This is a genomic window from Mycetohabitans sp. B8, from assembly GCF_021991875.1.
In the GTDB taxonomy this organism is placed as follows: domain Bacteria; phylum Pseudomonadota; class Gammaproteobacteria; order Burkholderiales; family Burkholderiaceae; genus Mycetohabitans.
Genome location: NZ_JAHLKR010000008.1, coordinates 159,451 through 184,932, shown reverse-complemented (window position 1 = coordinate 184,932; position 25,482 = coordinate 159,451). Strand labels below are relative to the sequence as shown.

The following is a 25,482-nucleotide window of genomic DNA, read 5'->3' as shown; positions in this document are numbered from 1 at the left end:
TCCATCGGGGGTACGTATTCCTAATGTAATTGATTACATTAGAAGTACGGATGTTTCCATGGGCAAATTGCTCTTCTATAAATTGCGCCGGCGACTGCCTAGGTTTAACGGTACGTTGATCCTCCCTGAGTTGCGCGAGCAATCCTGTGCCGCGCCGTGCACTGGGGGCGGTAAGCCGGTGGGGGTACAGGTTTGCTAGCGGCACAGCATCGTCTGTTTCCAATGTCGACGAGTCACTGACACTGCTCGATTGTTGGTTGTACTTTAGTATTCCGGTGGGACTCGGTGAATTCCGCTGAATCGTCATATTTTGTGTCAACCCTATCTCGTGGCGAAAGCTCACACTACACCAGATCGCCGGCAATCGACGCACATACGCGATCGCACATCAACATCGACGAAACAAGAAAACAACCTGCATTTCTTCAATGACTTGCAAAGTCCCTAATTCAATCTCAAATTTTTAACGCTTGATGAACCACCACGCGACTGCCACAGCGGCGGACATCCGATCCTTCCAGTCGGGCAACCGTGTCTCGAAAGGCCTCACTGCGTAACTCGTCGACGGTCATCGCCAAGGGTGACGTATAAACTGCATCTTCATAGCAATTAAAATAGGAGTTTTTTTAACTATTAGTATAAACTCCACGCCCAATTAGGCAGCCGCCGGCTGCACGCCGAGTCCGACATCGACCTTGTCACTTGCAACGCATGCCGCAATCGCCGAGTCAGTGGGCCCAGTGGACGATTGCCGTTGATGCACGTTGGATCGATACCGATGTCGCGCAGCATCAGGCCAAGTCGATCAAAATCCCTCGACCGGCAAATGGAAACCGGCCAGGCACACTCGCGGCATAACAACGACGCGATCGCATCCACGCTGTCCCAATATTCGAATATTTATCGGCATCTGCGCATCGGCCAGCATTTGCGTCAATGCCGCGCCCCCATGCCCGTGTGATGCATGAATCCGCACACCGCGTCGAGCCGGCATAACGAGCCGCCCCATCTCGTCTGACACTTCGGCACTTAGCGACTGTAGATCGAGCCGCTCCACATGCATGTACTCGGCCCAAAGCCACTTTTCGCCCAGTGGCGACAGCGCCAGGCCTTGACCATGGACATTGACCAACAACAGGCCACCGAGCCGCTGCTGCTGACCGCACAGCGGCTCGGCATCGCGCCGACCAGCACGGTCTACGTCGGCGACGACCTGCGCGATATCGACGCCGGCAAGGCGGCCGGCATGCTGACCGTTGCGGCGGCCTATGGCTATTGCGGCAATGAAGTGACTCCCTCCGATTGGGCGGCCGATCACGTGGTCGAAACGACAACGGAACTGCAGCGCCTGCTCGGGGTCATGTCGCCGTAACACGGACACGATATGTCGGGCGTGTCCGTCACTTGAAAGCCGACCCATCGACCGCATCTGACGTTCTGTGAGACAATAGTGCTCTACTTTCGGGGCCGACCTGGTTTCGACGTGGGTAGCGAAGCAATTCAGGGCATACCGAGGACCCGTCACCTCGTAAATCAATGGGACTTAAGTAACTGCGAACGACGAAACGTACGCACTGGCCGCTTAACACCGGCCTGCCTCGCACTGGCTCGCTGACGGGCTAGGGTCGCAAGACCGCGCGAGGTCATTCACGTCAGCTAATCCCCGGTGAAGTCACGGCGCCGGGGCCGAAAATTCAGTGACTCGCCGTAGCGAAGCGTGTTCGTCCGCGTCGATGCGGTTAAAACAAAAGACTGGACTAAGTATGTAGAACTGGTTGTAGAGTGCTTACGGACGCGGGTTCGATTCCCGCCGGCTCCACCAATATTCCAATTCCAACCACGCTCGGTTGGGTTTTTTCGACGCTCTCTCGGGGCCACGGCTCTCTCCTTCCTCTACGCCAAAAATTGCCAGAAGTCCGTAGGCAAAACGCCTCACACCCATGCAAATTAACGGGTTGAGCGTTGATCAATCAAGCGGTTGACTTCTGGCATTGACTGCCGGAGGAGTTGGCTCGTCAGCGGGACATAGATTGCCTTGCAAGTAACGGTGTAACCGCTCGAGCTTGCCCTTTGCTCTCAGGCCGATGTGGCTGCCGCATGAACTCGCCGTAGAGCAAAGCGAATTGTTCAGGACAGGCTAAGCTAGGGTTATCGCCAGAGTGAGGCTGGTCCAAAACCCGTGCCGTTCAGAAGTGGAAATTTTCGGCTCTTCGAAGTGGGCCGAATCGGCTCAGGACCTGCATTGAGGGACGAACTCGGCAGGCGCCATCCACTGTAATGCACAATGGGGACGCGCCTCATCATCCTTCGCATGAACAGCATGACCCGTTCCTCGCGTGGTACGCGAGCAACTTCGATCCCGACGCGTTCGACCCCGACCTCGCAAATCAGCGGCTCTTCGAGGTCAATTCTGAACATCAACGCAGCCCTGAAATAACACTTACGCTGAGGATAAGCCGACCGTCTCGGCGCCGTATTGCCGCGCGACTCGCGTCCTTGAACGCGTGGCCGTTTTAACCCGGGTTAGGTAGCGCTAAATCAGCGCTTCGGCGTGCGTGCCTTGACGTGGTCCGGCAGCGGGGGGATCGACGGAACAGACGACTCATCGGCGGCCTGCGAGGTGATGGCGGTATCTGACATCGACTTACGGCGCTTCATACTCAATTTTCTCGTCAATGTCGAAAAACCGTTGCGTAAATTGTCCACCGACGCGCTGCGCGTACGAGGCTTGGACGCCTGCTTCGCTGCCGAAGCGGGCGTTGTATCCGCAGCCGCGGCAACAACCGCTGGCACGGTTTGATTGGATTGGTTCGAGCTAGAGCGTCGTCGCCCTATGCTTTGAAGCGAGTTGGCCAAGCTGCTGAAGGCTCCTCCCTGGCGTCTACCCGGCTGCTTAGGCGCCTCGGGTTGGACCTTATATTTCCCATACTCATTTTCCCAGCCGCTCACTACCTCATCGACCATTTTGATCATCAAATCGGTTTGCGCATCGATTCCCTTAGTAAGATGATCAATGAATCGTTTGGCATCCGCCTTTAGCTTCGCGTCCTCTCCTGCGAGATGATCGGCAAACCGCGCTGTAGTCGTCTTTGTCTTCGTCTCCCCAACACCCAGATGATTAACAAACGGCTCCACAGCCGTTTTTTGCTTCGAGTTCTCAGCTGTTTGAGGCCAAGTCTCTTCTAGTAGTTCAACGAACCGGCTCCCCGACTTTGGTGAACTCGTACTTTCGAAGGATTTCCTGCTCGATTCAGCAGGCGAACGCGTCACCTCGCTCAACTCTTCGTTTCCGCGATGCCGGGGACAGAGGCCTGCCAACTCACCCGGCCGCCCAGTACTTGACGCCCTACTCCGACTCTTCGGTGATAGCGAATCTGTATCTTTAATATTTATCAAACGTTCCAAGCCGATGTCCGTCGGCAAGTCGGTCACAGAGAGCTGCTGCAGTGAGTGCACCTTGGTCATAGCGCTTGACATCCTTCTATCGTGCTGAACTCGTACACTACACCAACGCACCACTCGGGCTATTTAGATACGCGATCACATATTGCCGTGCGCGAAGGCCCGTTCACCGCCGCCCTGACGCCCCTTAAATAATAAGATTTCCTCATTAATCCCGTGTTCCTACCCCTTCCTGAATCGGGACGCAGTCGCCGCAGTGCGCGGCATCGTAGCCGTGCAGTTGCGCCACCGCGCCCTTAAATGCGTCGCCGCGCAGCTCGTCAACAATCGCCGATAACGGTGCCGTATCAAGCGCGACTTGCTCGCACGCGAAGTAGTAATCCTCATCGACTATCGGAACGAAGTCCAGCCCGAAATACGCGGCCGCCGGCTGGACGCCGAACCCGACATCAGCCTTGCCGCTCGCCACGAACGCTGCGATCGCCGAATGCGTCAGTTCGGTTGACGCGTAGCCGTTGATGCGCGTCGGATCGATACCGATATCGCGCAGCATCCGCTCGAGCAGCATTCGCGTGCCGGAACCCGGCTGGCGATTGACAAAGCGCAAGCCTTTACGGGATAGGTCGGCGAGACCGCCGATATGCTCCGGATTGCCCTTTGGCACGAACAACCCCTGCTTGCGGCGAGCCAGGTGAATCAGCACGTGACGCCTGTCGTCCAGCCATGGTCGGTAGACAGCCGCGCATACTGCGCGGAACGGTCCAATCGGCAAGTGGAACCCGGCCAGGTCGCATTCACCACGCGACAACGACGCGACGGCATCCGCACTGTCCCGATACCGAATCTCCACCGAGGTGCCGCCTTCGGCGAGCGCTTGTACGAGGGCCGCGACGGCATACCCGTGTGATGCGTGAATCCGCACATCGCGCCGCGCTGGGGCCAGCAGTCGTCGGATTTCATCGTTGACTTCGACGCCGAGCAACTGCGCGAGTGGCCCCAGCCGTTCGATACGCACGCGTTCAGCCCACAGCAGTTTTTCGCCGAGCGGCGACAGCAGCGAACCCTGGCCCCGAACCTTGACGAGCAACGGGCCGCCTAGACGCTGTTCGGCCGCGCGCAGCACGCCCCATGCGTGCCGGTACGAAAAACCGAGCGCCTGCGCCGCGCTCGCAATACTGCCCAACTCGACCAGTCGCGTCAGCAGCAGGATCACGTCCGACAAGCGCACGCCCGGCTGATCGGTACCTGCAATCCGCCACTCGGACACGGCTTCAATCCTGGGCATGTCCATATGCAATTTACTTTCCTATTGAAATCCACACCAGCAACGTCTAACGTTCAGGAACAACATTAATCCAATGAACGGTATATGAAGCTATAAATCATATACCCTCCCCGATCGGAGGCCCCTTGGCAGAATCCGCTACCGGCCACACAACGGGCGCCACATTGGCGCCGGACGAGGCAGCCCGGCTTGTCGCACACCACACTGGTGCGGCAGCGCGCGCCGTACCGGGACATTCACTATTAAGCGTCTTGCACGCGATCCAAGATGACGTCGGTTACCTCCCCGACGGTGTCATCGCCCCGCTTGCCCACGCAATGAACTTGTCGCGCGCCGAAGTCCACGGCGTGATCACGTACTACCATCACTTCCGCACGTCGCCGCCGGCCCCCGTGACCGTCCAGCTATGCCGCGCCGAATCCTGCCGCGCGATGGGCAGCGAATCGCTGGCGCGGCATGCCGAGACCCATACGGGTTGCCGCTTCGATGCGTGCCGCCACGGCAACGACTATCGCGCGTCGCCGCCGGCATCGGCCAGCGACGCGCCGCGGGACGAGAACCAAGCGGTCGAGTTGCAATCCGTGTACTGCCTGGGCTTGTGCAGCACGTCGCCGGCGATGATGGTCAACGGCAAGCCCTATGCCAGCGTCACACCGGCGAAGCTCGATAGGGTGCTTGCCGCGGCGGTGCGTGACGCGCGATCGGGAGCGCGCTGATGACGATTCGCATCCACGTCCCGTCCGATACGACCGCGATCGCGCTCGGAGCAGACGAACTCGCACAGGCCATCGCCGGACAAGCCGCGCGGCACGCAATCGACATCGAGCTAGTACGCAACGGCTCGCGGGGACTGTCCTGGTTGGAGCCACTCGTAGAGGTTGGCACGGCCGCCGGCCGCATCGGCTATGCCAACGTTGCGCTGGAAGACATCGACGCGTTGTTCGACTTGGGTTGGCACATCGACGACGAAGCGGCGCAGGCGCGGGCAGCGGCCCATCCGAAATGCATCGGCCTCGTCGAGGCCATCCCGTACCTGAACAAGCAGCAGCGATTAACCTTTTCCCGGATCGGCATCGTCGATCCGCTGTCGATCGACGACTATGTGGCGCACGGTGGCCTGCAAGGCCTGCACCGCGCGTTGCAGATGGCGCCGGCCGCCGCCTGCCAGTTACTGATCGACGCCGGACTACGCGGACGCGGCGGCGCCGCGTTTCCGGCAGGCATTAAATGGCGCACGGTACTGCAAGCCCAGGCAGACCAAAAATACGTGGTGTGCAACGCGGACGAAGGTGACAGCGGCACGTTCTCGGACCGCCTGTCGATGGAATGCGATCCATTCGGCCTGATTGAAGGCATGATCATCGCCGGCGTGTCGACCGGCGCGACGCAGGGCCACCTCTACGTGCGCAGCGAATACCCGTTGGCGATCGCGCGATTGAACGCGGCGATCGCCAGCGCGCGCGCCGCCGGCTGGCTCGGCCCAGACGTGCTGGGTTCCGGTCGGGCCTTCGATCTGTTCGTCGCAAAGGGCGCCGGCGCGTACGTCTGCGGCGAGGAGACGGCGCTGCTCGAATCGCTCGAAGGCAGGCGCGGCATCGTGCGCGCAAAGCCACCGCTGCCCGCCCTGGCCGGCTACCGGGGCAAGCCGACGGTGATCAATAACGTGATCACCTTGGCATCCGTGCCGATCATTTTCGCGCGCGGCGATGCGTTCTACCGGGACTTCGGCATGGGACGCTCGCGCGGCACGCTGCCGTTCCAGCTCGCCGGCAATGTGCGGCGCGGCGGGCTGGTCGAACTCGCGTTCGGCGTGACGCTGCGCGAGCTGGTGTTCGAATTTGGAGGCGGTACGGCAAGTGGACGCCCTGTGCGCGCGATCCAAGTCGGCGGTCCGCTCGGCACCTATCTGCCGCCGAGCCAGTGGGACGTGCCGCTGGACTATGAAGCCTATATGGCGATCGGCGCCGTCGTGGGCCACGGCGGTATCGTGGTCCACGACGACACTGCCAATCTAGCCGAGCTGGCACGTTACGCAATGCACTTCTGCGCGCTCGAATCCTGCGGCAAGTGCACGCCGTGCCGGATCGGCTCCACGCGCGGCGCGGAGGTCATCGACAGGCTGCGGGCACCGGAGCAGGACGCGCACGCGCGCACGCGCCACGTGACGTTGCTGCGCGAGTTGTGCGACACGATGCTGCATGGCTCGCTGTGCGCGATGGGCGGGATGACCCCCTACCCGGTGCTGTCCGCACTGGACCATTTTCCCGAAGACTTCGGCCTCGTGGCCGCCGGCGGCGACGCGCGATGCGACTCTGAGCGCAGCGCCGCGGCATGATGACACGCGCGCGCCGCTTCGCACGACGCGCAGGAGCAGATAATGAATGACATGAGCCAGAATGGCCTTCATGGTGGGTGCGGGTCCGGATCGTGCGCTTGCCGCGCGAACAACGTGCCACTGGACGACGTCGATTTCGGTACGCCGGCACGCCACGGCCCAAGCGTGTCGCTGCAGATCGACGGCGTGCAGGTGGACGTGCCGGCAGGCACATCGGTCATGCGTGCGGCGATTCACGCCGGCATTCGTGTGCCGAAACTGTGCGCGACCGATTCTCTGGAGGCGTTCGGCTCGTGCCGGCTGTGCCTGGTCGAGATCGAAGGCCGCCGGGGTTATCCGGCCTCCTGCACGACGCCGGTCGAGCCGGGCATGACGGTACGCACGCAGAGCGATAAGCTGCAGGCGCTGCGCCGCAATGTGATGGAGCTGTATATTTCAGATCACCCGTTGGACTGTCTGACGTGCCCGTCCAACGGGCGTTGCGAGTTGCAGGACATGGCGGGCGTCGTGGGGCTACGCGAGGTCCGCTACGGCTACGAGGGCGCCAATCACCTGCGCGACGCGAAGGACGAATCCAACCCGTACTTCACCTATGACGCCAGCAAGTGCATCGTATGCAACCGATGCGTGCGCGCGTGCGAGCAAACGCAAGGCACCTTTGCACTCACCATCGCGGGACGCGGCTTCGAGTCACGCGTCGCGGCAAGCGAAGGCGTCTCGTTCATGGCATCGGAGTGTGTCTCGTGTGGGGCGTGTGTGGCCGCCTGCCCGACCGCGACGCTGCACGAGAAGTCGATTGCCGAACTGGGCCAACCGGAGCATGCCGTCGTCACGACCTGCGCATATTGCGGTGTCGGCTGTTCGCTGAAGGCCGAGATGAAGGGCAACCAGGTGGTGCGGATGGTGCCGCATAAGGACGGCCGCGCCAACGAGGGCCATGCTTGCGTGAAGGGGCGCTTTGCATGGGGTTATGCGACACACCGCGACCGCATCACGCGTCCGATGATCCGCGCGTCGATCGACGCGCCGTGGCGCGAAGTGAGTTGGGACGAGGCGCTGGACTACGCGGCCAGTGCGTTCCGGCGCATCCAGGACAAGTACGGACGCGACTCGATCGGCGGCATCACATCGTCGCGATGCACGAACGAAGAAACGTACCTGGTGCAAAAACTCGTGCGTGCTGCATTTGGCAACAATAACGTCGACACCTGCGCCCGCGTGTGTCACTCGCCGACCGGCTACGGTCTAAAGACCACACTTGGCGAATCGGCCGGCACGCAGACCTTCGCATCGGTCGCGCACAGCGACGTGATCATGGTAATCGGCGCCAACCCGACCGATGGCCATCCGGTGTTCGGCTCACGGCTCAAGCGGCGCCTGCGCGAAGGTGCGAAACTGATCGTCATCGACCCGCGCCGCATTGATCTGGTCCAAGGGCCGCACGTTCATGCGCAGTATCACCTGCCAGTGCGCCCCGGCACAAACGTCGCGATCATCAATGCGTTCGCGCACGTGATTGTCACCGAGGGCCTGCTCGACACAGCCTTCATCGCCCAGCGGTGCGAGCCGCTCGCATTCGAGCAATGGCGGGATTTCGCGGCTCAGCCGCAAAACGCGCCGGAAGCCACCGAGTCGATCACCGGTGTGCCGGCGGCGCAGGTGCGCGAAGCCGCTCGTCTGTATGCCACCGGCGGCAATGCGGCGATTTACTACGGGTTGGGCGTCACCGAGCATTCGCAGGGCTCCACGATGGTGATGGGCATCGCGAACCTGGCGATGGCCACCGGCAACCTCGGCCGCGAAGGCGTTGGCGTCAACCCGCTGCGCGGGCAGAACAACGTGCAGGGCTCCTGCGATATGGGCTCGTTCCCGCATGAATTGCCGGGTTACCGACATATCGGTGACGCCACCACGCGCAGCCTGTTCGAGACCGCTTGGAACGTCACGCTGCAGCCCGAGCCGGGTCTGCGCATTCCGAACATGTTCGACGCCGCGCTGAGCGGCACGTTCAAGGGCCTGTATTGCCAAGGCGAGGACATCGCGCAGTCGGACCCGAACACGCAGCATGTCGCCGCAGCACTGTCGTCGATGGAGTGCATTGTCGTGCAGGATATTTTCCTGAACGAAACGGCCAAGTACGCGCACGTTTTCCTGCCGGGCACATCGTTCCTGGAAAAGGACGGTACGTTTACGAATGCGGAGCGCCGGATTTCCCGCGTGCGGCAGGTGATGCCCCCGCTGCCTGGCATGGCCGACTGGCAGGTGACGATCAAGCTGGCCGGCAAGCTCGGCTACGCGATGGATTATTCCCATCCGAGCCAGATTATGGACGAAATCGCGCGGCTCACGCCCACCTTCCACGGCGTATCGTACGCACGGTTGGACGAACTGGGCAGCATTCAGTGGCCATGCAATGAAGCGGCGCCGGACGGCACCCCAATCATGCACATGGATACATTCGTGCGCGGCAAGGGGCGCTTCGTGATCACGCAGTTCATCCCGACGCGCGAGAAGGTCACCCGCCGGTTCCCGCTGTTGCTGACCACGGGCCGAATCTTGTCACAGTATAACGTCGGCGCGCAGACCCGCCGCACGGACAATTCGCGCTGGCATGAAGAAGACCGGCTGGAGATCCACCCGGTGGACGCAGAGGACCGTGGGATCAAAAGCGGCGACTGGGTCGGCGTGGCCTCGCGCGCGGGACACACGGTACTGCGCGCGCAGGTCACCACGCGGATGCAGCCCGGCGTCGTCTACACGACGTTCCACTTTCCGGAATCCGGCGCCAACGTGGTGACTACCGACTCGTCCGACTGGGCGACCAATTGCCCAGAGTACAAGGTGACCGCGGTGCAGGTCACGCCGGTCGTCGGGCAGTTGTCGGACTGGCAGCAGCGCTATGCCAGCTTCAGCGACCGGCAACTGGCGCTGCTTAACGAACGTACCCTGTTGGACGCATCGAGCGTCGCGGCGGCCAAGTAAGAAGAGGAGTGGACGATGACAATGCCGCTGCACAACCTGGTCGACATGGTCAACCGCATTGGAGAGTTCTTTGAATCGATGCCCGATCGGCACGCCGCGCTCGAAGGTATCGCTGAACACCTGACGCGCTTCTGGGAGCCGCGCATGCGACGCACGCTGCTCGACGCGCTCGAGCGCGGCGTGGATCCGGCATTGGACGAGTTGATGCCGGTCGCGCGCGAGGCCCTTATGCGCTATCGCGACAAATTAATGCCGGCCGCCGCGCCAGCATGACCGGCACCCTCGCAGCCGGGGGAACGCTTGCACATGACGCGCCTGAACGGCGTGCGGCTGGGGCTGCCTGTACATGAAGCGGGGCTAGAATCCAGAATTTAGTCTACCGGGTAGCGCCCGAATGGAACTCGCGATGCTTTCATCGATGGCCGCCGTCGCGCTAGGCGGCGCGCTCGGCTCGCTGCTGCGCTGGGTGCTCAGCACGCGCTACAACAACCTGCTTCCCGCGTTGCCGCTCGGCACGCTCGCCTCGAATCTGATCGCCGGCTATGTGATCGGCATGTCCATTGCGTATTTCGGCAAGCATGCGGATCTCGCTCCGCAATGGCGGCTGTTCGTCATCACCGGCTTGATGGGCGGCTTGTCGACATTTTCGACCTTCTCCGCCGAAATCACCGCGCATCTGCAGGCCGGGCGCATTGGCTGGGCCGTCGGCGAGGCCGCAATCCATCTCGCCGGCTCGGTGCTCATGACACTGGCCGGGCTGGCCAGCGTCGCATGGCTTCGCCGCTAGCCTAGCTGCTAGCGGGTCGATGCCACCGTCGTTTCGCGTGCACGCTGCGCTTGCGGCAGCGCGCCAAACCAATCCTCGCCATAGCGCAGCAGCGCGGGGGCGTCGCTCAGCAGGCGTCCGCGGGCCGCAACGTAGCCGTCCGGACGAACCAGGTAGAAGCACGGGCGCGTGCATCCGTAGCTAAAGGCCAGCGACGAGGCGGTCTCGCCCGCTGCATCGCACGGCTGTGGCGTATCGCTCACCCGCCATGTCCGCACGCGCGCACGAAGCAATACCTCGACCTTAGCGGCAAAACTATCCAGCGCGTCGACCTCCTCGCGTGCGCGCGGCTCGTCATCATCAGCCGACGCAAGCACCAGCAAAGTAAAGCTCGCCGGATCGTACAAGTCGAACAGGCGGGCCACATACGGTACCTGGCCGAGCGGGCCCTCCATCACATGCACCCATGCGTCCGGTGCTCGCTCGCCAGCGCGCACGCCCCCGTCGAGCGGGCGCTCCAACGTCAGTAGACTGCGCCGGTACTGGATCGCAAGCTCGCTCACAGCGCGGCGCGCGGCATCACGAACCGGTCCGAGCGACGCGATCAGCGGCATCAGCTGGTCGCGCATGAGCCGCAGCACGCCGTGATCAGCCTCGACCAGGTGTGTAGCGAAGCTAGTCTGCCGCAACACGCCGCGCTCGATCGGATTGCGTTCGAGATGGTATGTATCGAGCAAGTGATCCGGCGCGCCACCGTTAATTACCTGCGCCAGTTTCCACCCCAGGTTCAGCGCCTCCTGAATCCCGGCGTTCATCCCCTGCGCACCCGCCGGACTATGCACGTGCGCGGCGTCTCCGGCCAGAAATACGTTGCCGATGCGCAGCCGCTCCACCATCCGGCTGTGGACGGGGTAATATGAAGACCACGCCAACTGCGACAGCCGCACCGGCACATGGATACGGCGCTCAACCCACTGTTGGCATTCGTCGAGCGAGGGACTAGCGTTGCCGTCGTCCGTTTCGCGCCCCCGGTCCTCGATGTCACCGACCTGTGCCAAGCGGTCTCCAGCGGGGCGGCGTTCGGGCTGCGCGCCCGCCCCGGCAGCCGGCGCCGATGCGGCATGTAGCAGTCCGGCACGCACCGCGGCCTGGTGCGCCGCGCCGACCGGCGGTCGGTCCGCGATCAGCCGGTAGCGATCACCGCCCAGCGGAAAGATTCCAGCCAACCCCTCGGCGGTGGCAAACAATTGGAATTCGTCGACCGGTAATGTCCAATCCACGCGCAGATCCGCCAGCAGGAAGGACTGCGCAAGCGTTTCGCCGGCGAACGCGACGCCCAGCAAGTGGCGCACCGTGCTGTGTGCGCCGTCGGCGCCGACCAGATACCGTACCCGCTGCGTTTGCACGCGCCCATCGGGCAGCCGCAGTGTCGCATCGACCCCCGCCGCGTCCTGTTGCAGCCCAATCAGCTCGACGCCGCGCTCGATGTCCACGCCGAACGTGTGCAGATGTTCAGTCAGGATGCGCTCCGTCTGCGACTGGTCGACGAACAGCAGGTAAGGAAAGCGGGTCTGCAACGGGTCGAAATCGAGCCGCAGCAGCGTTTGCCCGTTCGAGTACAGATGGGCGGCGCGGCCCCGATGCCCGATCTCAATGAACGGCTCTACCACGCGATGCAACTCGAACAATTCAAGCGTACGCGCCTGTATCCCAATCGCGCGGGACGTGGTTGCGGGACACGGCGCGCGGTCAATGACGCGCAGCGCAATACCCGCGCGCGCCAAGCTCATCGCGGCGGCAAGCCCCGTCGGACCGGCGCCCACGATCAGCACCGGCGGTGGCTGTAGCGAAGAATGGGCCATGCTGCGCTCCATCACTGCTGTTCAGAGTCCAGTTTAGGCTATTCGGCAGCGCTTCCCATGCTGCAACGCAGCAGCAAAAAACACGCTTAGCCCGGTGCGTTCGGGCCGAGATGGCAAGCTAGCCGCGTTACATGCGCATCCGCAGCGGCATAGAAAACGCACTCGCCACGCCGCGCGGTACGGTGCGTAACAGCCGCGCCGCGCGCAGCAACCGCAAAGGGTGGCTGACCAGGGAGGCGGACAGCGCTCACTCCTGTGCAATCGCGCCCACCGGCCTGGGTTCGCCCAGGCACGCCAGCACGATGCGCAAGCGCGTCGTATCGCCGAGTAACTGGAATAAATTGGCCAGCAAAGGAATACGCTGTTCGACGCCCGTCGCCACTGTCCCGCCTCACCCGTCACCGCGCCGCCGACGTGGGCGAAGCAGCGCAACGGGTATCAAACATATGAATACGTGTTCAAAGGTTAGCAATAGAACAATTGCACCGCAAGCGCTGCGCGCCGATCCATTATCATCGCGGCTGACCGGCCGTTCGGCCGGCCACCTTATCGTTGTCCGTGCCGATGACTCTTTCCGACTTTTTTGATCGCGCGCAAGCCGCGCACCGCGCCGGGCGGCTGCTCGAGGCCGAGCGCGACTACCGCGCGATGCTCGAGGCCGACCCGGAACACGTAGACGCGCTGCACTGGCTCGGTGTGCTGCACCACCAGCGAGGCGAGCATCAGCGCGCCGTGCAATGGGTCGTACAAGCGGCCATGCTACGGCCCGGCGACGCAGGCGTGCAGTTGAATCTCGGCACGGTGTTGCGCGCGCTGGGCCGCGTGGGCGACGCCATCGAGCACTTTCGCAACGCATTGTACCTGCAACCCGACTTTGCGCTCGCCCACTACAATCTCGGCAACGCGTATGCCGCCGTCCAACGGCACGCGGACGCGGCCGACAGCTTCCGGCGGGCCATCGGCTTGCAGACACGCGACGTGCGAGCGCGCGTCAATCTCGCCACATCGCTGATCGCGTTGGAGCACCATGCAGCCGCGCTCGATACGCTGCACGAGGCGCTACGACTGGAACCGTGTCATGCGGGCGCCCACAACAACCTGGGCATGGCGCTCAACGGCCTGGGCCGGCCACGGGAGGCGCTCGAAGCATTTCGTGCCTCCCTGGATCTTGAGCCGCGCTACGTCGCGGCGCATTTCAACCTGGCCAATACGCTCGTATCGCTGCAGCGTCATGAGCAGGCCATCGACGCATATCGCGCGGCCTTGCAACTTCAGCCCCGCTTCACCGCCGCGCTGCATGGACTGGGCAACGCCTGTGCGGCGCTCGGCCGCCATGAGGACGCGGTCCGATATCTGGAACGCGCGGTCGGCATCGAACCGCATGCGGCGCCGTGCTGGGTTGCGCTGGGCAACATGCGCGCAGCGCAGGCTCAGCACGACGCGGCCGCGCGCGCCTACGAGCAGGCGCTGCGGCTGCGTCCTGATTTGGCCAGTGTGCACCTCAATCTGGCGATGATGTACCTAACCCGCCGCGATTTCGCACGCGGCTGGCGCGCGTATGAGTGGCGCCATGCAACGTTGGCGTCACCCCGCGCGATCGACTTGCCGCGCTGGCATGGCGATGTGCCGCTGGCGGGCCAAACACTGCTGGTCCACGCGGAACAAGGACTCGGCGACACGTTGCACTTCGTGCGTTATGTGCCGCGGCTAGTGCCACTTGCCGCGCGCGTCGTGCTGCAAGTACAGGTCGAGCTGGCACGCCTGCTCGAGCCGTTCTGCGCACGCCATCGCATCACGCTCGTGGGCGACGGCATGCGGCCGCCACCCTGCGACTGCCATGTTCCATTGCTGAGCCTGCCACGGGTGTTAAATCTTGATGACCAGACGCTGCACGACGCCAACGTGCCGTATCTGCAAGCGCCGCCCGCGTATCGGCACAAGTGGCAAGGCCGTCTCGCACGCCACGCACCGAGCCGCATTGGCATCGCCTGGTCCGGCCGCATACAGCAAGACGAAACCCGAGCAGTACCGTTCAATGCGCTCAGGCCGTTGCTGGCACTGCCGCAGCTCGACTGGTTCGTGCTGCAACGTGACTGGGCCCGCGCCGATCTCGACGCGTTCGATGCGATGCAGGCCACGCACGTGCACCGGCTGGATGGCGTGATCGGCGACTTTGCCGACACCGCCGCCATCATCGAGCAATTGGATGCGGTAGTATCGGTCGACACGTCGATCGCGCATCTAGCCGGCGCGCTGGGCGCGCCGCTGTGGTTAATGCTGCCGTTCGCAGCCGACTGGCGCTGGTTCGAGGACCCACACCACACGCCGTGGTATCCGCACGCACGCCTGGTACGGCAACGCGTGGCCGGCCGATGGGACGATGTGCTCGCCCGGGTCCGAGACGAGATCGCCGCCATGACAGCGCGCGCACGCGCCTAAGCCAGCTTGTACCGGTTGCGCGCCGCCTCGCTGCGGTACAGGATCAGCGTCGCGATCAGGCCGCACAGCGCGGCGGCCGACATCCACAAACCTGGCGCTGCCTTGTTGCCAGTCACATGGATCAGGTAGGTCGAGATCGCCGGCGTGAAGCCGCCGATGGTCGTGGCCAGGCTGTACGCGAGCGAAAACCCGGTGGTACGGACGTCAACGGGCATCACCTCGGTCAAGCCAGCCACCATTGCGCCGTTATAGCATGCGTAGATGAATGAGAGCCACAGCTGCACCGCCAGCAACCGCTCAAACGATGGCTGCGCGACCAGCCATTGCATTGCCGGATACGCGCTCACCAGGGCGATCAGCGTGAACGCGACCAGAACCGCGCGGCGCCCGACTCGGTCCGACAGCGCGCCACTGATCGGCAGCCAGAACAAGTTTGACAGGCCGATGCAAATCGTCACTACGAGCGTATCTACAGCGGATAGCTTAAGCACCTCCTTGCCGAACGTGGGTGTGTACGCGGTGATCAGATAAAAAGACACCGTGGTCATGATGACCAGGCCCATGCCGGCAATCACCGTGCGCCAATTCGCAACCATCGATGCGACAATCTTGCCCATCGTCGGGCGATGCTTACGCGCCATAAACGCGTCCGTCTCCGTCAACGATCGCCGGATCAAGAACAGAAACGGAACGATCAGGCAACCCACCAGGAAGGGTATCCGCCAGCCCCACTCACCCATTTGGTCGGCCGGCAACACGCGGTTCAGGATCACGCCGAGCAACGCGGCAAAGACCACCGCCACCTGCTGGCTGCCCGACTGCCACGCGCAGTAGAAGCCCTTGCGCCCCTTGGTCGCGATCTCCGCCAGATAGACCGATACGCCACCGAGCTCGACCCCGGCGGAGAAGCCTTGCAGCAGCCTGCCGGCCAGCACCAGCGCCGGTGCCGCCAGCCCGATCGTTGCATAGCCGGGCACGAGCGCCACCGCCGCGGTCCCGACCGCCATCAGCGACAAGGTCAAGATGAGGCCCTTGCGGCGCCCATGATGATCGATGTACGCCCCTAACACGATCGCCCCGAGCGGGCGCATTAGGAAGCCAGCGCCGAACACCGACAACGACAGCATCAGCGACGCGAACGCACTGCCGGCCGGGAAATACGTCTTCGCGATCGCCGACGCATAGTAGCCGTAGACCATGAAGTCGTACATCTCCAGGAAATTGCCACTGGTCACGCGGAATACGGCACGCGCTTTCGATTCTGACACGGTTGTCGCAGTCATCTGGCCTCCTGATGGAAAACGTCGACGGTTAGAAGCGGGTCTCGCGCGCCGCGCGCAAGAACGTATCGAGCAGCGGCGTGCAGTCGAGCAGCTCAGCGCCGCCCGAGCGGTGGAATTCGGGATGCCACTGGACGCCGACGACGAACGGCGAACGGCGATAGCGCACGGCCTCCACCAGGCCGTCGTCGGCCGAGATCGCCTCGACGCTCAAGTCGCGCCCGACGGTCTTCACCGCCTGGTGGTGAATCGAGTTGACCAGCGCGTCGCGCTTGCCGGGGAACATGCTAGCCAGCGTCGAGCCTTCCGGGAATAGGATGGCATGACGATGCCGGTCGTATTCGTCGTTCACATGCGGCACGGCGTTGGGCAAATCGGTGGCAATGTCCTGATACAGCGTGCCGCCGAACGCGACGTTGATCAATTGACAACCCCGGCAAATGCCCAGCACCGGCTTGCCCGACTCGATGAATTCGTGCAGCAACTCCAACTCGTACCTATCCCGCACGCGGTCGCCCGGCCACTCGGGCCGCGCGCCACTGTCTACATAGGTTTGCGGCGACACGTCGGCGCCGCCTTGCAGCACCAGGCCATCCAGGTGACGAGCATAATCGCGCAGTCTGATGTTGCTAGAATGCAGCATGCCGGCATGCCCAACTGTGGGGATCATCATCACGAGCACGTCGCTCGACATCACCCAATGCGCAACGGACTCTTCTAGGTATTGCAGCGTCTTGCCACGTAGCCCCTTGCCACCCGGCTCGGGATGGAAGATGCGCGCCGACACCCCGATGCGCAGCGTGCGCTGTATGATGCGCTGGCCCGCACGGTCGAATAGTTGCCGCGCACGCGCGGCAATGATGCGCCCAAACACGCTCCACGCCGAATCGGACTGTTTCAGGTAACTGGGCCGCGACGCCGGCTCGCGCGCAGACGCCTGCGGCGGCGGGTAAGAGGGCGCGCCGAAGTCGGGCACCGTTTGATAGGGACTCGTGGGCGGCGCGCCCGAGGGCACGCCGCCCGCCGTTTCGGCCTCGGGCCGCGGCTTGCCAGATAAGGCATCGGCGGCCGGCGGCGCAGGCGCCGCGCCTTGCGCCACAGGGGCAGCGGTCGCGGATTCAACGAAGCGGGGAATCGAAGGTTCGCTCATGATGAATCGTCAGACGTGCAAATCCGCACATGCTCAGCTAGGGTCCGCGCATTATCCGCCGTTCACCGCGCACGGGCAAACGAGGGCCATCCTTCGCATACAATGCGTACACGGCACGACGTTTTTCACGACGCCGTCACGACCTCGCATGGCTTGCCGGATAAGCTCCGATCATGACTGTTTCCCGCACCGCTGATTTCACGCCTTTGCCACCGTTGTCGGCACTTGCCGCCGCGCTGCAGGCCGGCACGAGCACCAGCCGCGAGTTGGTCGAGACCGCACTCGAGCGGATCGCCGCGCCGCACGGCCAAGGCCGCTCGGTGTTCATCGAGGTGCACGCGCAGGCAGCTCGCCAATGCGCAGATGCGCTGGACAAGCTGCGCGCCGCCGGCACGGTGCTATCGCCGCTGATGGGCGTGCCGGTCTCGATCAAGGACCTGTTCGACATCGCCGGCCAGGTCACTCGCGCGGGCTCGGTCGTATTGTCCGACGCGCCACCCGCCCGCGCCGATGCGAGCACGGTCGCACGGCTACGGCAGGCCGGCGCGGTCATCATCGGGCGCACCAACATGACCGAATTCGCGTTCTCCGGCCTGGGACTCAACCCCCATTACGGCACGCCAGCTTCGCCGTGGCAGCGCACCGCCGGCGATGTCCAACACCGCATTGCCGGCGGCTCGTCGTCGGGGGCAGCCGCCTGCGTGGCCGACGGGATGGCCGCGGTTGCACTCGGCACGGATACCGGCGGCTCGGTCCGCATCCCCGCTGCGTTGTGCGGATTGACCGGCTTCAAGCCCACTGCGCGGCGCATTCCGACCGATGGCGTGCTGCCCCTGTCCACGTCGCTCGACTCGGTCGGCCCCATCGGCTCATCAGTCGCGTGCTGCGCCGTCACTGACCGGATTCTGGCCGGCCTGCCGCCTGTCGTGCCGCCGGCGCGGCCGATCGAAGGCGTGCGACTGGGCACGCTGACCAGCGCAATGCTCGACGACATGGACCTGAGCGTGGCGCGCGCCTACGACGACGCCCTCAAGCACCTCTCGGCAGCCGGCGCGTTGGTCAGCGAGCTGCGTTTTGCGCCGCTCGAGCGCCTTGCGAAAATCAACCGGCTGAGCCTGCCGTCAATCGAGTCGTTCGCGTGGCACCGCAAGCTGCTCGAAAACCACGCCAGCGACTATGACCCGCGCGTGCTGATACGCATCCTCAAGGGCAAGCACGCCAGCGCGGCCGACTATATCGCGTTGCTGCGCGAGCGGGCCGACATGATCGCGCAGTTCGAGCCGCTATGGCACAGCTTCGATGCCCTCATCTGTCCAACTGTGCCCATCGTGCCGCCGCGCATCGCGGAACTGCAAGCGGATGACGCTGTCTATGCGCGCGTCAACGCAACGATGCTGCGCAACCCGAGCATGATCAATTTCCTCGACGGCTGCGCGCTGTCATTGCCGTGCTCGCGTCACGGCGAAGCGCCGGTCGGGCTGATGCTGGCCTCGGGCACCGGCCGCGATACTGCGCTGCTCATGTTGGGCCGCGCGGTCGAAGCCGTGCTCGCACCACTGCGATGACCGCATGCCGGCCTTGTCCGACGTGCCCCGCCGCGTCCTTACTGGGTAAAACACTATGAATGATTCGTTGAGAATGCGCCGTGAGCAACGCCTGCTGGTCCTGCTGGGGCTGGCCTGTATCGCCCTGATCAGCGGCGCGTTGTATCTACAGTACTTTAAGCATGAAGCGCCATGCCCATTGTGCATCATCCAGCGTTACTTCTTCTTGCTGATCGCCGTATTCGCGTTCACCGGCGCGACGCTGCGGGGGTGGCGCGGCATCGCGGTACTGGAGACACTGATCGTCGTTGCGGCGGCCGGCGGAATGGCCGCTGCGATCCAGCATATCGAGGTCCAGGCCAATCCGTCGTTCAGTTGCGGCTCCGACACACTCGAGCCGATCGTCGATGCGCTGCCGCTCGCCAAGCTGTGGCCCAGCGCGTTCAAGGTCTCGGGACTGTGCGAGATACCGTACCCGCCGATCCTCGGCCTGAGCCTGCCGCAATGGGGACTTGTCGCGTTCGGCCTCATGTTCGTGCTCGTCTCGCGCAGTCTGTGGCGCACACGCAAGCTGCGCGCATTGCGCCAAGCATGACGGGCGACGCGTGACGCTGCGCATTCAGTATCCACGTGGACGCTAATGCGCGCAGCACGAGAAGTCACTGCTGCGCGATGCCGCCCCGCCGTCACCGCTATCGCCCCATACTCCGTCCCGGAAATCCTGTCATCGGCTGCCTTGCCTGTGCCTGCGCGGCGGCCGACATGCCCCCACGCGACGCGATCCGCCAAGCGCCGATGGCTAACCCGCGCCTAGACGAGAACGATGTGCCGGTGTCGATAGTCGATGCCGCGCCGGCAGGCATCTTTTTCTCGTGATGGCAAGCAAGGCGCCCGTATCGATTGCAATCGCCGTAGCGGCACAACTGTTGCGTGTGGTAGAACAACGCCATCCCCACACGATGTCACAATCGACATGAACCCGATCCTTGCTGACAAAATCACGCACGCGCCGAAAGCGGAGTTACATATCCATATCGAGGGCTCGCTAGAGCCAGATTTGATTTTTGAGTTGGCCCGCCGCAACGGCGTTGCGCTGCCGTACCCGACAGTCCAGGCGCTGCGCGACGCGTACGCGTTCACCGACCTGCAGTCGTTTCTGGATATTTACTACGCCGGCGCAAGTGTGCTGCTGCACGAACAGGACTTCTACGACATGACTGCGGCGTACGTCGAACGCGCAATGGCCGATCATGTCGTCCATGCGGAAATCTTCTTCGACCCACAGACACATATCGAACGTGGCGTGTCGATCGAGACCATGGTGGCGGGCATGGAGCGGGCGCTGGCGGAGGCTGACGCGCGGGGGTTTTCCAGCAAGCTGATCCCGTGCTTTCTGCGCCATCTGCCGGAAGAACATGCGTTGCAGACGTTCGATGCCGCGCTGCCAATGTTTGAGCAGTATGGGCACAGGCTGATCGGTGTCGGGCTGGATTCATCCGAGTACGGTCATCCCCCGTCCAAGTTTGCGCGCGTGTTCGCCCTCGCGAAGGAGCGGGGCCTGAAGCTGGTCGCCCACGCGGGTGAAGAGGGGCCGCCGGCCTACGTCGTCGAGGCGCTCGACGTACTGGACGTGCATCGCGTCGATCACGGCGTGCGCAGCATCGAGGACGCGGCATTGGTTGCGCGGCTGGCGGACGCGCGCGTTGCGCTAACCGTGTGCCCGCTGTCGAACCTGAAGCTGTGCGTCGTCAACGACATGACTGAGCATACGCTCAAGCGGCTGCTGGATGCCGACGTGATGGTGACGATTAATTCCGACGACCCGGCTTATTTCGGCGGCTACATCAACCAGAATTACCTGGCGATCGCCGATGCGCTGAAGCTGACCGACGACGAGTTATATAAGATCATCCGCAACGGATTCGACGCATCGTTCATCACCGATGCGCAACGCGCGGCCTACCTGTCATTGCTGGACGCGCACTGGCACGCGCCGCAAGCCATAACGCACTGAAGCGAACTTAGGAGAAACAAGCCATGGAAAGTCAACGCGGCGCGGCAGCCAACGCTTCGCTGCCGGAGCGCCTCTTCGGCGTGCGCAAGAACGGTTCAAGCGTGCGCACCGAGGTGGTGGCCGGCATCACGACATTTCTGACATCGATGTACATCATCGTGGTCAATCCTGCCATCTTGTCACAGGCGGGCATCCCCTTTCCGGCCGCGCTCAGCGCCACAGTGCTGGTCAGCTTCGCCGGCAGTTGCGCGATGGGCTTGTACGCGCGCAACCCGGTGCTGGTCGCGCCCGGCATGGGGATGAATGCGCTGTTTGCGTTCGTCATGGTGCACGCCGGCAAGATGCCGTGGCAAACGGCGCTGGGCTGCGTGTTCTGGTCGGGCGTGATCTTCGCGGTGCTGGCCGCGTTCAACGTGCGTCGGCTCGTGGTCGACGCGATCCCGGTCAATCTGCGGCACGCGCTGTCGTGCGGCATCGGTCTGTTCATCTCGCTGATCGGGCTGGTCAATGCGAAATTCGTGGTCTCCGACCCAGTGACCATTGTGCGTGCCGCGTCGCTGAACCCAGTCATCGTCACGTTCCTCACCGGCCTGGCGCTCACCACGGTGCTGGTGGCGCGTCGCATTACCGGTGCGCTGATGATCGGCATTATCGTCACGACGATCCTGGCGATCCCGATCGGGCGCCTGTGGGGCGACGGCAGCGCGTACTGGCCAGCGGCGATGACCACGCCCACGCTGGTGAATTGGCACGGCTTGGTCGCGGCGCCGGACTTCTCCGCGCTGTTTCAACTGGACCTGGTCGGAGCGCTGAAGGTCGCATACTGGCCGTTTATCTTCGTGATGCTGTTCACTTCGTTTTTCGATGCGTTGTCCACCTTCATGGCTGTGTCCAACGCCGGCAACCTGCTGGATGCCGATGGCAACCCGCGCAACATCCGGCAATCGATGATCGTCGATGCGTTCTCGGCATTGGTGTCCGCGCCGCTGGGCACATCGCCGGCTAACGCGTACATCGAGTCGGCTGCGGGCATTTCCGCGGGCGGGCGCACGGGGCTGGTCGCGGTGGTCGCCGCGGTGTGCTTCCTGCCATTTCTGTTCCTCTCTCCGCTACTGTCGCTGGTGCCGGCCATTGCCACCGCTCCAGCGCTCGTGCTGGTTGGCGTGTTCATGATGGAGCCGATCACGCGGATCGAATGGCACCGCTTCGATGAAGCGATACCCGCGTTCATCGCAATGATCCTGATTCCGCTTACGTACTCGATTACCGCTGGCATCGCGTATGGCTTTCTGGCCTTTGTCGTGCTAAAGCTGTTCGTCGGCCGGGCCCGCGAGGTCAAGCCAGCCATGTGGGCGAGCGCGGCGCTGTCGGGGCTGCTACTGGCCCAACTCTGATTGGCTTTGACCCGCAGGACAACCATGGCCCAGACTGTTTATCGTGCCAGGCTCCTTACCTTCGATGCGCCGTTCGATGGTATCTATCCGGGCGCCGAGCAACGGGCGAGTTTCAACGAGGACGGCGCGCTGCTCGTCGAGCATGGCCGCGTCGTCGCCAGCGGCGCCTACGATGCCGTCGCACCGCACATCACCGCGCAGCCGAGCATCATATCGTTGCGCGACAAGCTGATTGTGCCCGGCTTCATCGACACGCACCTGCACTTTGCGCAAACCGAGATTATCGCCTCGCCCGCACCCGGCCTGCTGCCATGGTTGCAGACGTGGACGTTCCCGACCGAGCGCCGCTTCGAGGACGCGGCCTACGCGCGCGAGGTCGCCGACTTTTTCCTGGACCAGCTGCTGGCGGCCGGCACGACCAGCGCGGCAGTGTATTGCAGCGTGCATCCGCAATCGGCGCACGCGTTGTTCGAGGCCAGCCACGCGCGGAATCTGCGGCTGATTGCCGGCAAGGTGCTGATGGACCGCAACTGCCCGCCGTTCCTGCGCGATACCGCGCAAAGCGGCTATGACGACAGCTTGGCGCTGATGACACGCTGGCACGGTACCGGCCGCCAGTTGTACGCGTTGACACCGCGCTTTGCGCCGACCTCGACGCAGGCACAACTGGACGCATGCCGCACGCTGGCCGCCGCCCACCCGGACGTATTTATCCAAAGCCATGTGGCCGAGAACACCGACGAGATCGCCTGGGTCACGCAACTGTTTCCCGGGCACCGCAGCTACCTGGACGTCTACGAGCACTACGGGCTGTTAAGACGCCGCGCGATCTACGGCCATTGCATCCACGTGGATGACGTCGACCGCGCACGCATGGCCGCCTGCGGCGCGCTCGCGTCGCACTGCCCCACCTCGAACCTGTTCCTGGGTAGCGGCCTGTTCGACTTCGAGGCGGCCGACGCCACCAACATGCCGGTCGCTTTGGGTAGCGACGTCGGCGCGGGAACCTCGTTTTCGATGCTGCAAACGATGAACGAGGCCCACAAGATCGCGCGCCTGCGCGGGTACCATCTAAGCGCGCTGCGCATGTTCTGGCTGGCCACCGCCGCGGCCGCGCACGCACTCGAGTTGGCCGGGTGCATTGGCACGCTGGCGGCGGGCACCGAGGCGGATTTTATCGTGCTGGACCCGGCCGCCACCGCGCTGCTCGCGCGCCGCACCGCGCATGCGGACTCGCTCGAAGCGCTGCTGTTCGCGTTCGCGCTGCTCGGCGATGATCGTGCGGTCGCGCACACGTATGCCGCAGGCCGCCTGGTCCATTCAAGGACCGCGCCGCCCGAACCCGCGATCCGGCTACGATAAAACTGATGATCCACGAACTGCCGGAACAGGCCGGGCAGCGCGTGAATCGTCATTCGCGCATCCACGGCCTGCGAATAACCTCATTGATGACCGAAGCTTTCCTCGTTTCCGCCGGCGGCATCGCACTCGCCGAGATCGGCGACAAGACACAACTGCTGTCCCTCGTGCTCGCCGCCCGCTATCGCAAGCCCTGGCCGATCGTGTTCGGCGTGCTGGCCGCCACGCTAGCGAACCATGCCGGCGCCGGCGCGCTCGGCCAATGGCTGTCGTCGCTGCTCACGCCCGGCGCGATGCGCTGGGCGCTTGCGCTGTCGTTCATCGCAATGGGCGCGTGGGTGCTGGTGCCAGATAAATTGCGCCCCGAAGACGCGTGGCCCGCGCGGACCCGGCTGGGCATCTTCGGCACGACCGTGCTGACGTTTTTTATCGCGGAAATGGGCGACAAGACGCAGATTGCGACGATCGCACTGGCCGCACGATTCCACGACCTGCCAAGCGTGGTCTTCGGCACCACGCTCGGCATGATGCTCGCTAACGTGCCAGCGATTTTCCTAGGCGAGCGCTTTGCCCACCGGTTACCCACCACCGCGGTGCACGCAGTGGCCGCGGTCATGTTCATCGTGCTCGGCGTGCTGGCACTGTGCGGCATCGGCCTCGGCAGCCAATGACCCCGTTGGACGGCCAATGACCCCGTTGAGCTGCACGCGCTCGGCGCCCGCGCTTGGCACTCAGCGCCCCGCGCTCGGTGACGCAGCAGGGGCCGACTGCTCGTCGCGCATCGGCGAGGCCGCCGGAACATCGTCGCGCATCGCAGACGCTGCAGCAGCCTTCTCGTTGGACGACAGCGGCGCGCCGCCCGCCGCCTGTTTGTGCAAGTCGGCGGGCAGGCGCACCTGCCGGGTCGTGCCGTTCTGCAACGGGAAATCAGCCAGCGCACTACGTATCAGGTAGGGCATGGCGAGCGGCAGCGACTGGCGCGCAGTCGGCGTCGTCGCAGTGACCTTGTACTGCTCCCTACCGCTCTCGCGCTCCGTTATGCGGATCGTCAAGCGCTGCACGAACACGGGCAGTGCCGTATCGACGTAGGTCGGCATCATGCCGAACGGCCCCCACGGGCCGAATCGTCCCCATCCCGGCCACCAAGGATCAGTATAAATGGGTTGCTGCACGACAATGCTGCCGGCGTGCGTGCCATAGGCCAGTTCGACGTCATAGTGGGCACTGGCTGGCGTCACCTGTCGGAAATGGTAGTGTGATAACTCATCAGCGAGCTGCGCCTCATAGGTGCGCTGCTCGATACTGTTCTGCTGCTGCGCATCGCGCTTGAATGCAAAAGTGCGGTCGCGGTCCGAGGCGCTGTTGCTCCATGCATTGAACGCGATCACGTCCGAAGTCACATAGCTGGCGCATCCCGACAACGCCAGCACCGCAAGCCAGCCCGCCGCCCATTGGCACCCGCGTGTCATGCCCCGCGACAATCGTCTGAACATCATGTTTTTCCTTAGATGTGGCCTTCGTGCCGGCCGCCCGGCGAAACGCCCGCAACGCAACGCCATTATCTATTTTGTACAATCATCGGATCAACGTGTCCACGGCCTCGCCGCGGTCACCCGAAACGTTAGACACCGGATCACGCCATTCTTTCCCGACGCGGCTCGTCACGCCGT

At 63.6% G+C, this 25,482-nt stretch carries 18 protein-coding genes, 1 other RNA gene and 3 pseudogenes; 15 read left to right on the top strand and 7 right to left on the bottom strand.

Annotated elements, in window-relative coordinates:
• Nucleotides 1-778 precede the first annotated feature (778 nt).
• From KQH60_RS03350 to ssrA, 3 genes and pseudogenes are all read left to right on the top strand, one after another.
• Entirely contained in the window at nucleotides 779-961 is a 183-nt protein-coding gene (locus KQH60_RS03350; RefSeq protein WP_237575150.1) for a hypothetical protein, read from the top strand.
• 186 nt (nucleotides 962-1,147) lie between these two features.
• Nucleotides 1,148-1,372: pseudogene (locus tag KQH60_RS03345) on the top strand (HAD family hydrolase); the annotation flags it as partial.
• A gap of 91 nt (nucleotides 1,373-1,463) precedes the next feature.
• Nucleotides 1,464-1,822: a transfer-messenger RNA gene (gene ssrA, locus KQH60_RS03340) on the top strand.
• A 716-nt stretch (nucleotides 1,823-2,538) separates the two neighbouring features.
• Here the strand turns inward: ssrA and KQH60_RS03335 are convergent.
• Both KQH60_RS03335 and KQH60_RS03330 read right to left on the bottom strand, forming a co-directional pair.
• The gene (locus tag KQH60_RS03335; protein WP_237575149.1) at nucleotides 2,539-3,279 is read right to left on the bottom strand and encodes a hypothetical protein; all 741 of its coding nucleotides are present in this window, start codon (nucleotides 3,277-3,279) and stop codon (nucleotides 2,539-2,541) included.
• Nucleotides 3,280-3,610: 331 nt separating this feature from the next.
• The gene (locus tag KQH60_RS03330) at nucleotides 3,611-4,687 is read right to left on the bottom strand and encodes a substrate-binding domain-containing protein (RefSeq protein WP_237575148.1); all 1,077 of its coding nucleotides are present in this window, start codon (nucleotides 4,685-4,687) and stop codon (nucleotides 3,611-3,613) included.
• Between the two features lie 164 nt (nucleotides 4,688-4,851).
• On the opposite strand from KQH60_RS03330, the gene KQH60_RS03325 reads away from it, so the two are divergent.
• The 5 genes from KQH60_RS03325 (at nucleotide 4,852) to crcB (ending at nucleotide 10,791) form a co-directional block, all read left to right on the top strand.
• Complete coding sequence (locus KQH60_RS03325; protein WP_237575299.1) at nucleotides 4,852-5,403, top strand: NAD(P)H-dependent oxidoreductase subunit E; 552 nt, start codon at nucleotides 4,852-4,854, stop codon at nucleotides 5,401-5,403.
• Nucleotides 5,403-7,022 carry an NADH-quinone oxidoreductase subunit NuoF gene (locus KQH60_RS03320; protein ID WP_237575147.1) on the top strand — a complete coding sequence of 540 codons (1,620 nt, stop codon included), beginning with the start codon at nucleotides 5,403-5,405 and terminating at the stop codon, nucleotides 7,020-7,022. Before KQH60_RS03325 ends, KQH60_RS03320 begins: the two co-directional genes overlap by 1 nt.
• Before the next feature lie 42 nt (nucleotides 7,023-7,064).
• Entirely contained in the window at nucleotides 7,065-10,004 is a 2,940-nt protein-coding gene (gene fdhF, locus KQH60_RS03315; RefSeq protein ID WP_237575146.1) for a formate dehydrogenase subunit alpha, read from the top strand.
• Nucleotides 10,005-10,025: 21 nt separating this feature from the next.
• Nucleotides 10,026-10,277, top strand: a complete 252-nt coding sequence (locus KQH60_RS03310) for a formate dehydrogenase subunit delta (RefSeq protein WP_237575298.1) — start codon at nucleotides 10,026-10,028, stop codon at nucleotides 10,275-10,277.
• Nucleotides 10,278-10,410: 133 nt separating this feature from the next.
• Nucleotides 10,411-10,791, top strand: coding sequence for a fluoride efflux transporter CrcB (crcB, locus tag KQH60_RS03305; protein ID WP_237575145.1), 381 nt, complete (start codon nucleotides 10,411-10,413; stop codon nucleotides 10,789-10,791).
• Nucleotides 10,792-10,799: 8 nt separating this feature from the next.
• Here the strand turns inward: crcB and KQH60_RS03300 are convergent, their stop codons facing one another.
• Nucleotides 10,800-12,632 carry an FAD-dependent monooxygenase gene (locus KQH60_RS03300; RefSeq protein ID WP_237575144.1) on the bottom strand — a complete coding sequence of 611 codons (1,833 nt, stop codon included), beginning with the start codon at nucleotides 12,630-12,632 and terminating at the stop codon, nucleotides 10,800-10,802.
• Between the two features lie 86 nt (nucleotides 12,633-12,718).
• Nucleotides 12,719-13,014 (bottom strand): annotated as a pseudogene (locus KQH60_RS03295) (ArsR/SmtB family transcription factor).
• A 182-nt stretch (nucleotides 13,015-13,196) separates the two neighbouring features.
• On the opposite strand from KQH60_RS03295, the gene KQH60_RS03290 reads away from it, so the two are divergent.
• A complete protein-coding gene (locus KQH60_RS03290) occupies nucleotides 13,197-15,071 on the top strand; it encodes a tetratricopeptide repeat protein (RefSeq protein WP_237575143.1) in 1,875 nt (624 codons plus the stop codon).
• On the opposite strand, the gene KQH60_RS03285 is transcribed toward KQH60_RS03290, so the two are convergent.
• Nucleotides 15,068-16,354 (bottom strand): MFS transporter, encoded by a 1,287-nt coding sequence (locus tag KQH60_RS03285; RefSeq protein WP_237575142.1) that lies wholly within the window; start codon nucleotides 16,352-16,354, stop codon nucleotides 15,068-15,070. The two genes, KQH60_RS03290 and KQH60_RS03285, sit on opposite strands and share 4 nt — an antisense overlap.
• A gap of 28 nt (nucleotides 16,355-16,382) precedes the next feature.
• A pseudogene (locus tag KQH60_RS03280) lies at nucleotides 16,383-17,360 on the bottom strand (gamma-glutamyl-gamma-aminobutyrate hydrolase family protein); the annotation flags it as partial.
• Nucleotides 17,361-17,674: 314 nt separating this feature from the next.
• Between KQH60_RS03280 and KQH60_RS03275 the strand changes: the two are divergent.
• The 6 genes from KQH60_RS03275 to KQH60_RS03250 all read left to right on the top strand — a co-directional run bounded on the left by KQH60_RS03275 (nucleotide 17,675) and on the right by KQH60_RS03250 (nucleotide 24,483).
• A complete protein-coding gene (locus KQH60_RS03275; RefSeq protein WP_237575141.1) occupies nucleotides 17,675-19,066 on the top strand; it encodes an amidase in 1,392 nt (463 codons plus the stop codon).
• Between the two features lie 55 nt (nucleotides 19,067-19,121).
• Complete coding sequence (locus tag KQH60_RS03270; RefSeq protein ID WP_237575140.1) at nucleotides 19,122-19,640, top strand: disulfide bond formation protein B; 519 nt, start codon at nucleotides 19,122-19,124, stop codon at nucleotides 19,638-19,640.
• A 378-nt stretch (nucleotides 19,641-20,018) separates the two neighbouring features.
• Entirely contained in the window at nucleotides 20,019-21,059 is a 1,041-nt protein-coding gene (locus KQH60_RS03265; protein WP_237575139.1) for an adenosine deaminase, read from the top strand.
• 23 nt (nucleotides 21,060-21,082) lie between these two features.
• On the top strand, nucleotides 21,083-22,453 hold the full coding sequence (locus KQH60_RS03260; RefSeq protein ID WP_237575138.1) for an NCS2 family permease: 1,371 nt from the start codon (nucleotides 21,083-21,085) through the stop codon (nucleotides 22,451-22,453).
• Between the two features lie 24 nt (nucleotides 22,454-22,477).
• A complete protein-coding gene (gene guaD, locus KQH60_RS03255; RefSeq protein WP_237575137.1) occupies nucleotides 22,478-23,815 on the top strand; it encodes a guanine deaminase in 1,338 nt (445 codons plus the stop codon).
• An 86-nt stretch (nucleotides 23,816-23,901) separates the two neighbouring features.
• On the top strand, nucleotides 23,902-24,483 hold the full coding sequence (locus tag KQH60_RS03250; RefSeq protein ID WP_237575297.1) for a TMEM165/GDT1 family protein: 582 nt from the start codon (nucleotides 23,902-23,904) through the stop codon (nucleotides 24,481-24,483).
• Nucleotides 24,484-24,543: 60 nt separating this feature from the next.
• On the opposite strand, the gene KQH60_RS03245 is transcribed toward KQH60_RS03250, so the two are convergent.
• Nucleotides 24,544-25,305, bottom strand: coding sequence for a DUF4136 domain-containing protein (locus KQH60_RS03245; RefSeq protein ID WP_368669314.1), 762 nt, complete (start codon nucleotides 25,303-25,305; stop codon nucleotides 24,544-24,546).
• Between the last annotated feature and the right edge of the window lie 177 nt (nucleotides 25,306-25,482).

Coding starts and splice junctions, on each gene's coding strand:
- KQH60_RS03350 (WP_237575150.1), top strand. CDS start 779: ATGTCGCGCAGCATCAGGCCAAGTCGATCAAAATCCCTCGACCGGCAA.
- KQH60_RS03330 (WP_237575148.1), bottom strand. CDS start 4,687: ATGCCCAGGATTGAAGCCGTGTCCGAGTGGCGGATTGCAGGTACCGAT.
- KQH60_RS03320 (WP_237575147.1), top strand. CDS start 5,403: ATGACGATTCGCATCCACGTCCCGTCCGATACGACCGCGATCGCGCTC.
- fdhF (WP_237575146.1), top strand. CDS start 7,065: ATGAATGACATGAGCCAGAATGGCCTTCATGGTGGGTGCGGGTCCGGA.
- KQH60_RS03310 (WP_237575298.1), top strand. CDS start 10,026: ATGCCGCTGCACAACCTGGTCGACATGGTCAACCGCATTGGAGAGTTC.
- crcB (WP_237575145.1), top strand. CDS start 10,411: ATGCTTTCATCGATGGCCGCCGTCGCGCTAGGCGGCGCGCTCGGCTCG.
- KQH60_RS03300 (WP_237575144.1), bottom strand. CDS start 12,632: ATGGCCCATTCTTCGCTACAGCCACCGCCGGTGCTGATCGTGGGCGCC.
- KQH60_RS03290 (WP_237575143.1), top strand. CDS start 13,197: ATGACTCTTTCCGACTTTTTTGATCGCGCGCAAGCCGCGCACCGCGCC.
- KQH60_RS03285 (WP_237575142.1), bottom strand. CDS start 16,354: ATGACTGCGACAACCGTGTCAGAATCGAAAGCGCGTGCCGTATTCCGC.
- KQH60_RS03275 (WP_237575141.1), top strand. CDS start 17,675: ATGACTGTTTCCCGCACCGCTGATTTCACGCCTTTGCCACCGTTGTCG.
- KQH60_RS03270 (WP_237575140.1), top strand. CDS start 19,122: ATGAATGATTCGTTGAGAATGCGCCGTGAGCAACGCCTGCTGGTCCTG.
- KQH60_RS03265 (WP_237575139.1), top strand. CDS start 20,019: ATGAACCCGATCCTTGCTGACAAAATCACGCACGCGCCGAAAGCGGAG.
- KQH60_RS03260 (WP_237575138.1), top strand. CDS start 21,083: ATGGAAAGTCAACGCGGCGCGGCAGCCAACGCTTCGCTGCCGGAGCGC.
- guaD (WP_237575137.1), top strand. CDS start 22,478: ATGGCCCAGACTGTTTATCGTGCCAGGCTCCTTACCTTCGATGCGCCG.
- KQH60_RS03250 (WP_237575297.1), top strand. CDS start 23,902: ATGACCGAAGCTTTCCTCGTTTCCGCCGGCGGCATCGCACTCGCCGAG.
- KQH60_RS03245 (WP_368669314.1), bottom strand. CDS start 25,305: ATGTTCAGACGATTGTCGCGGGGCATGACACGCGGGTGCCAATGGGCG.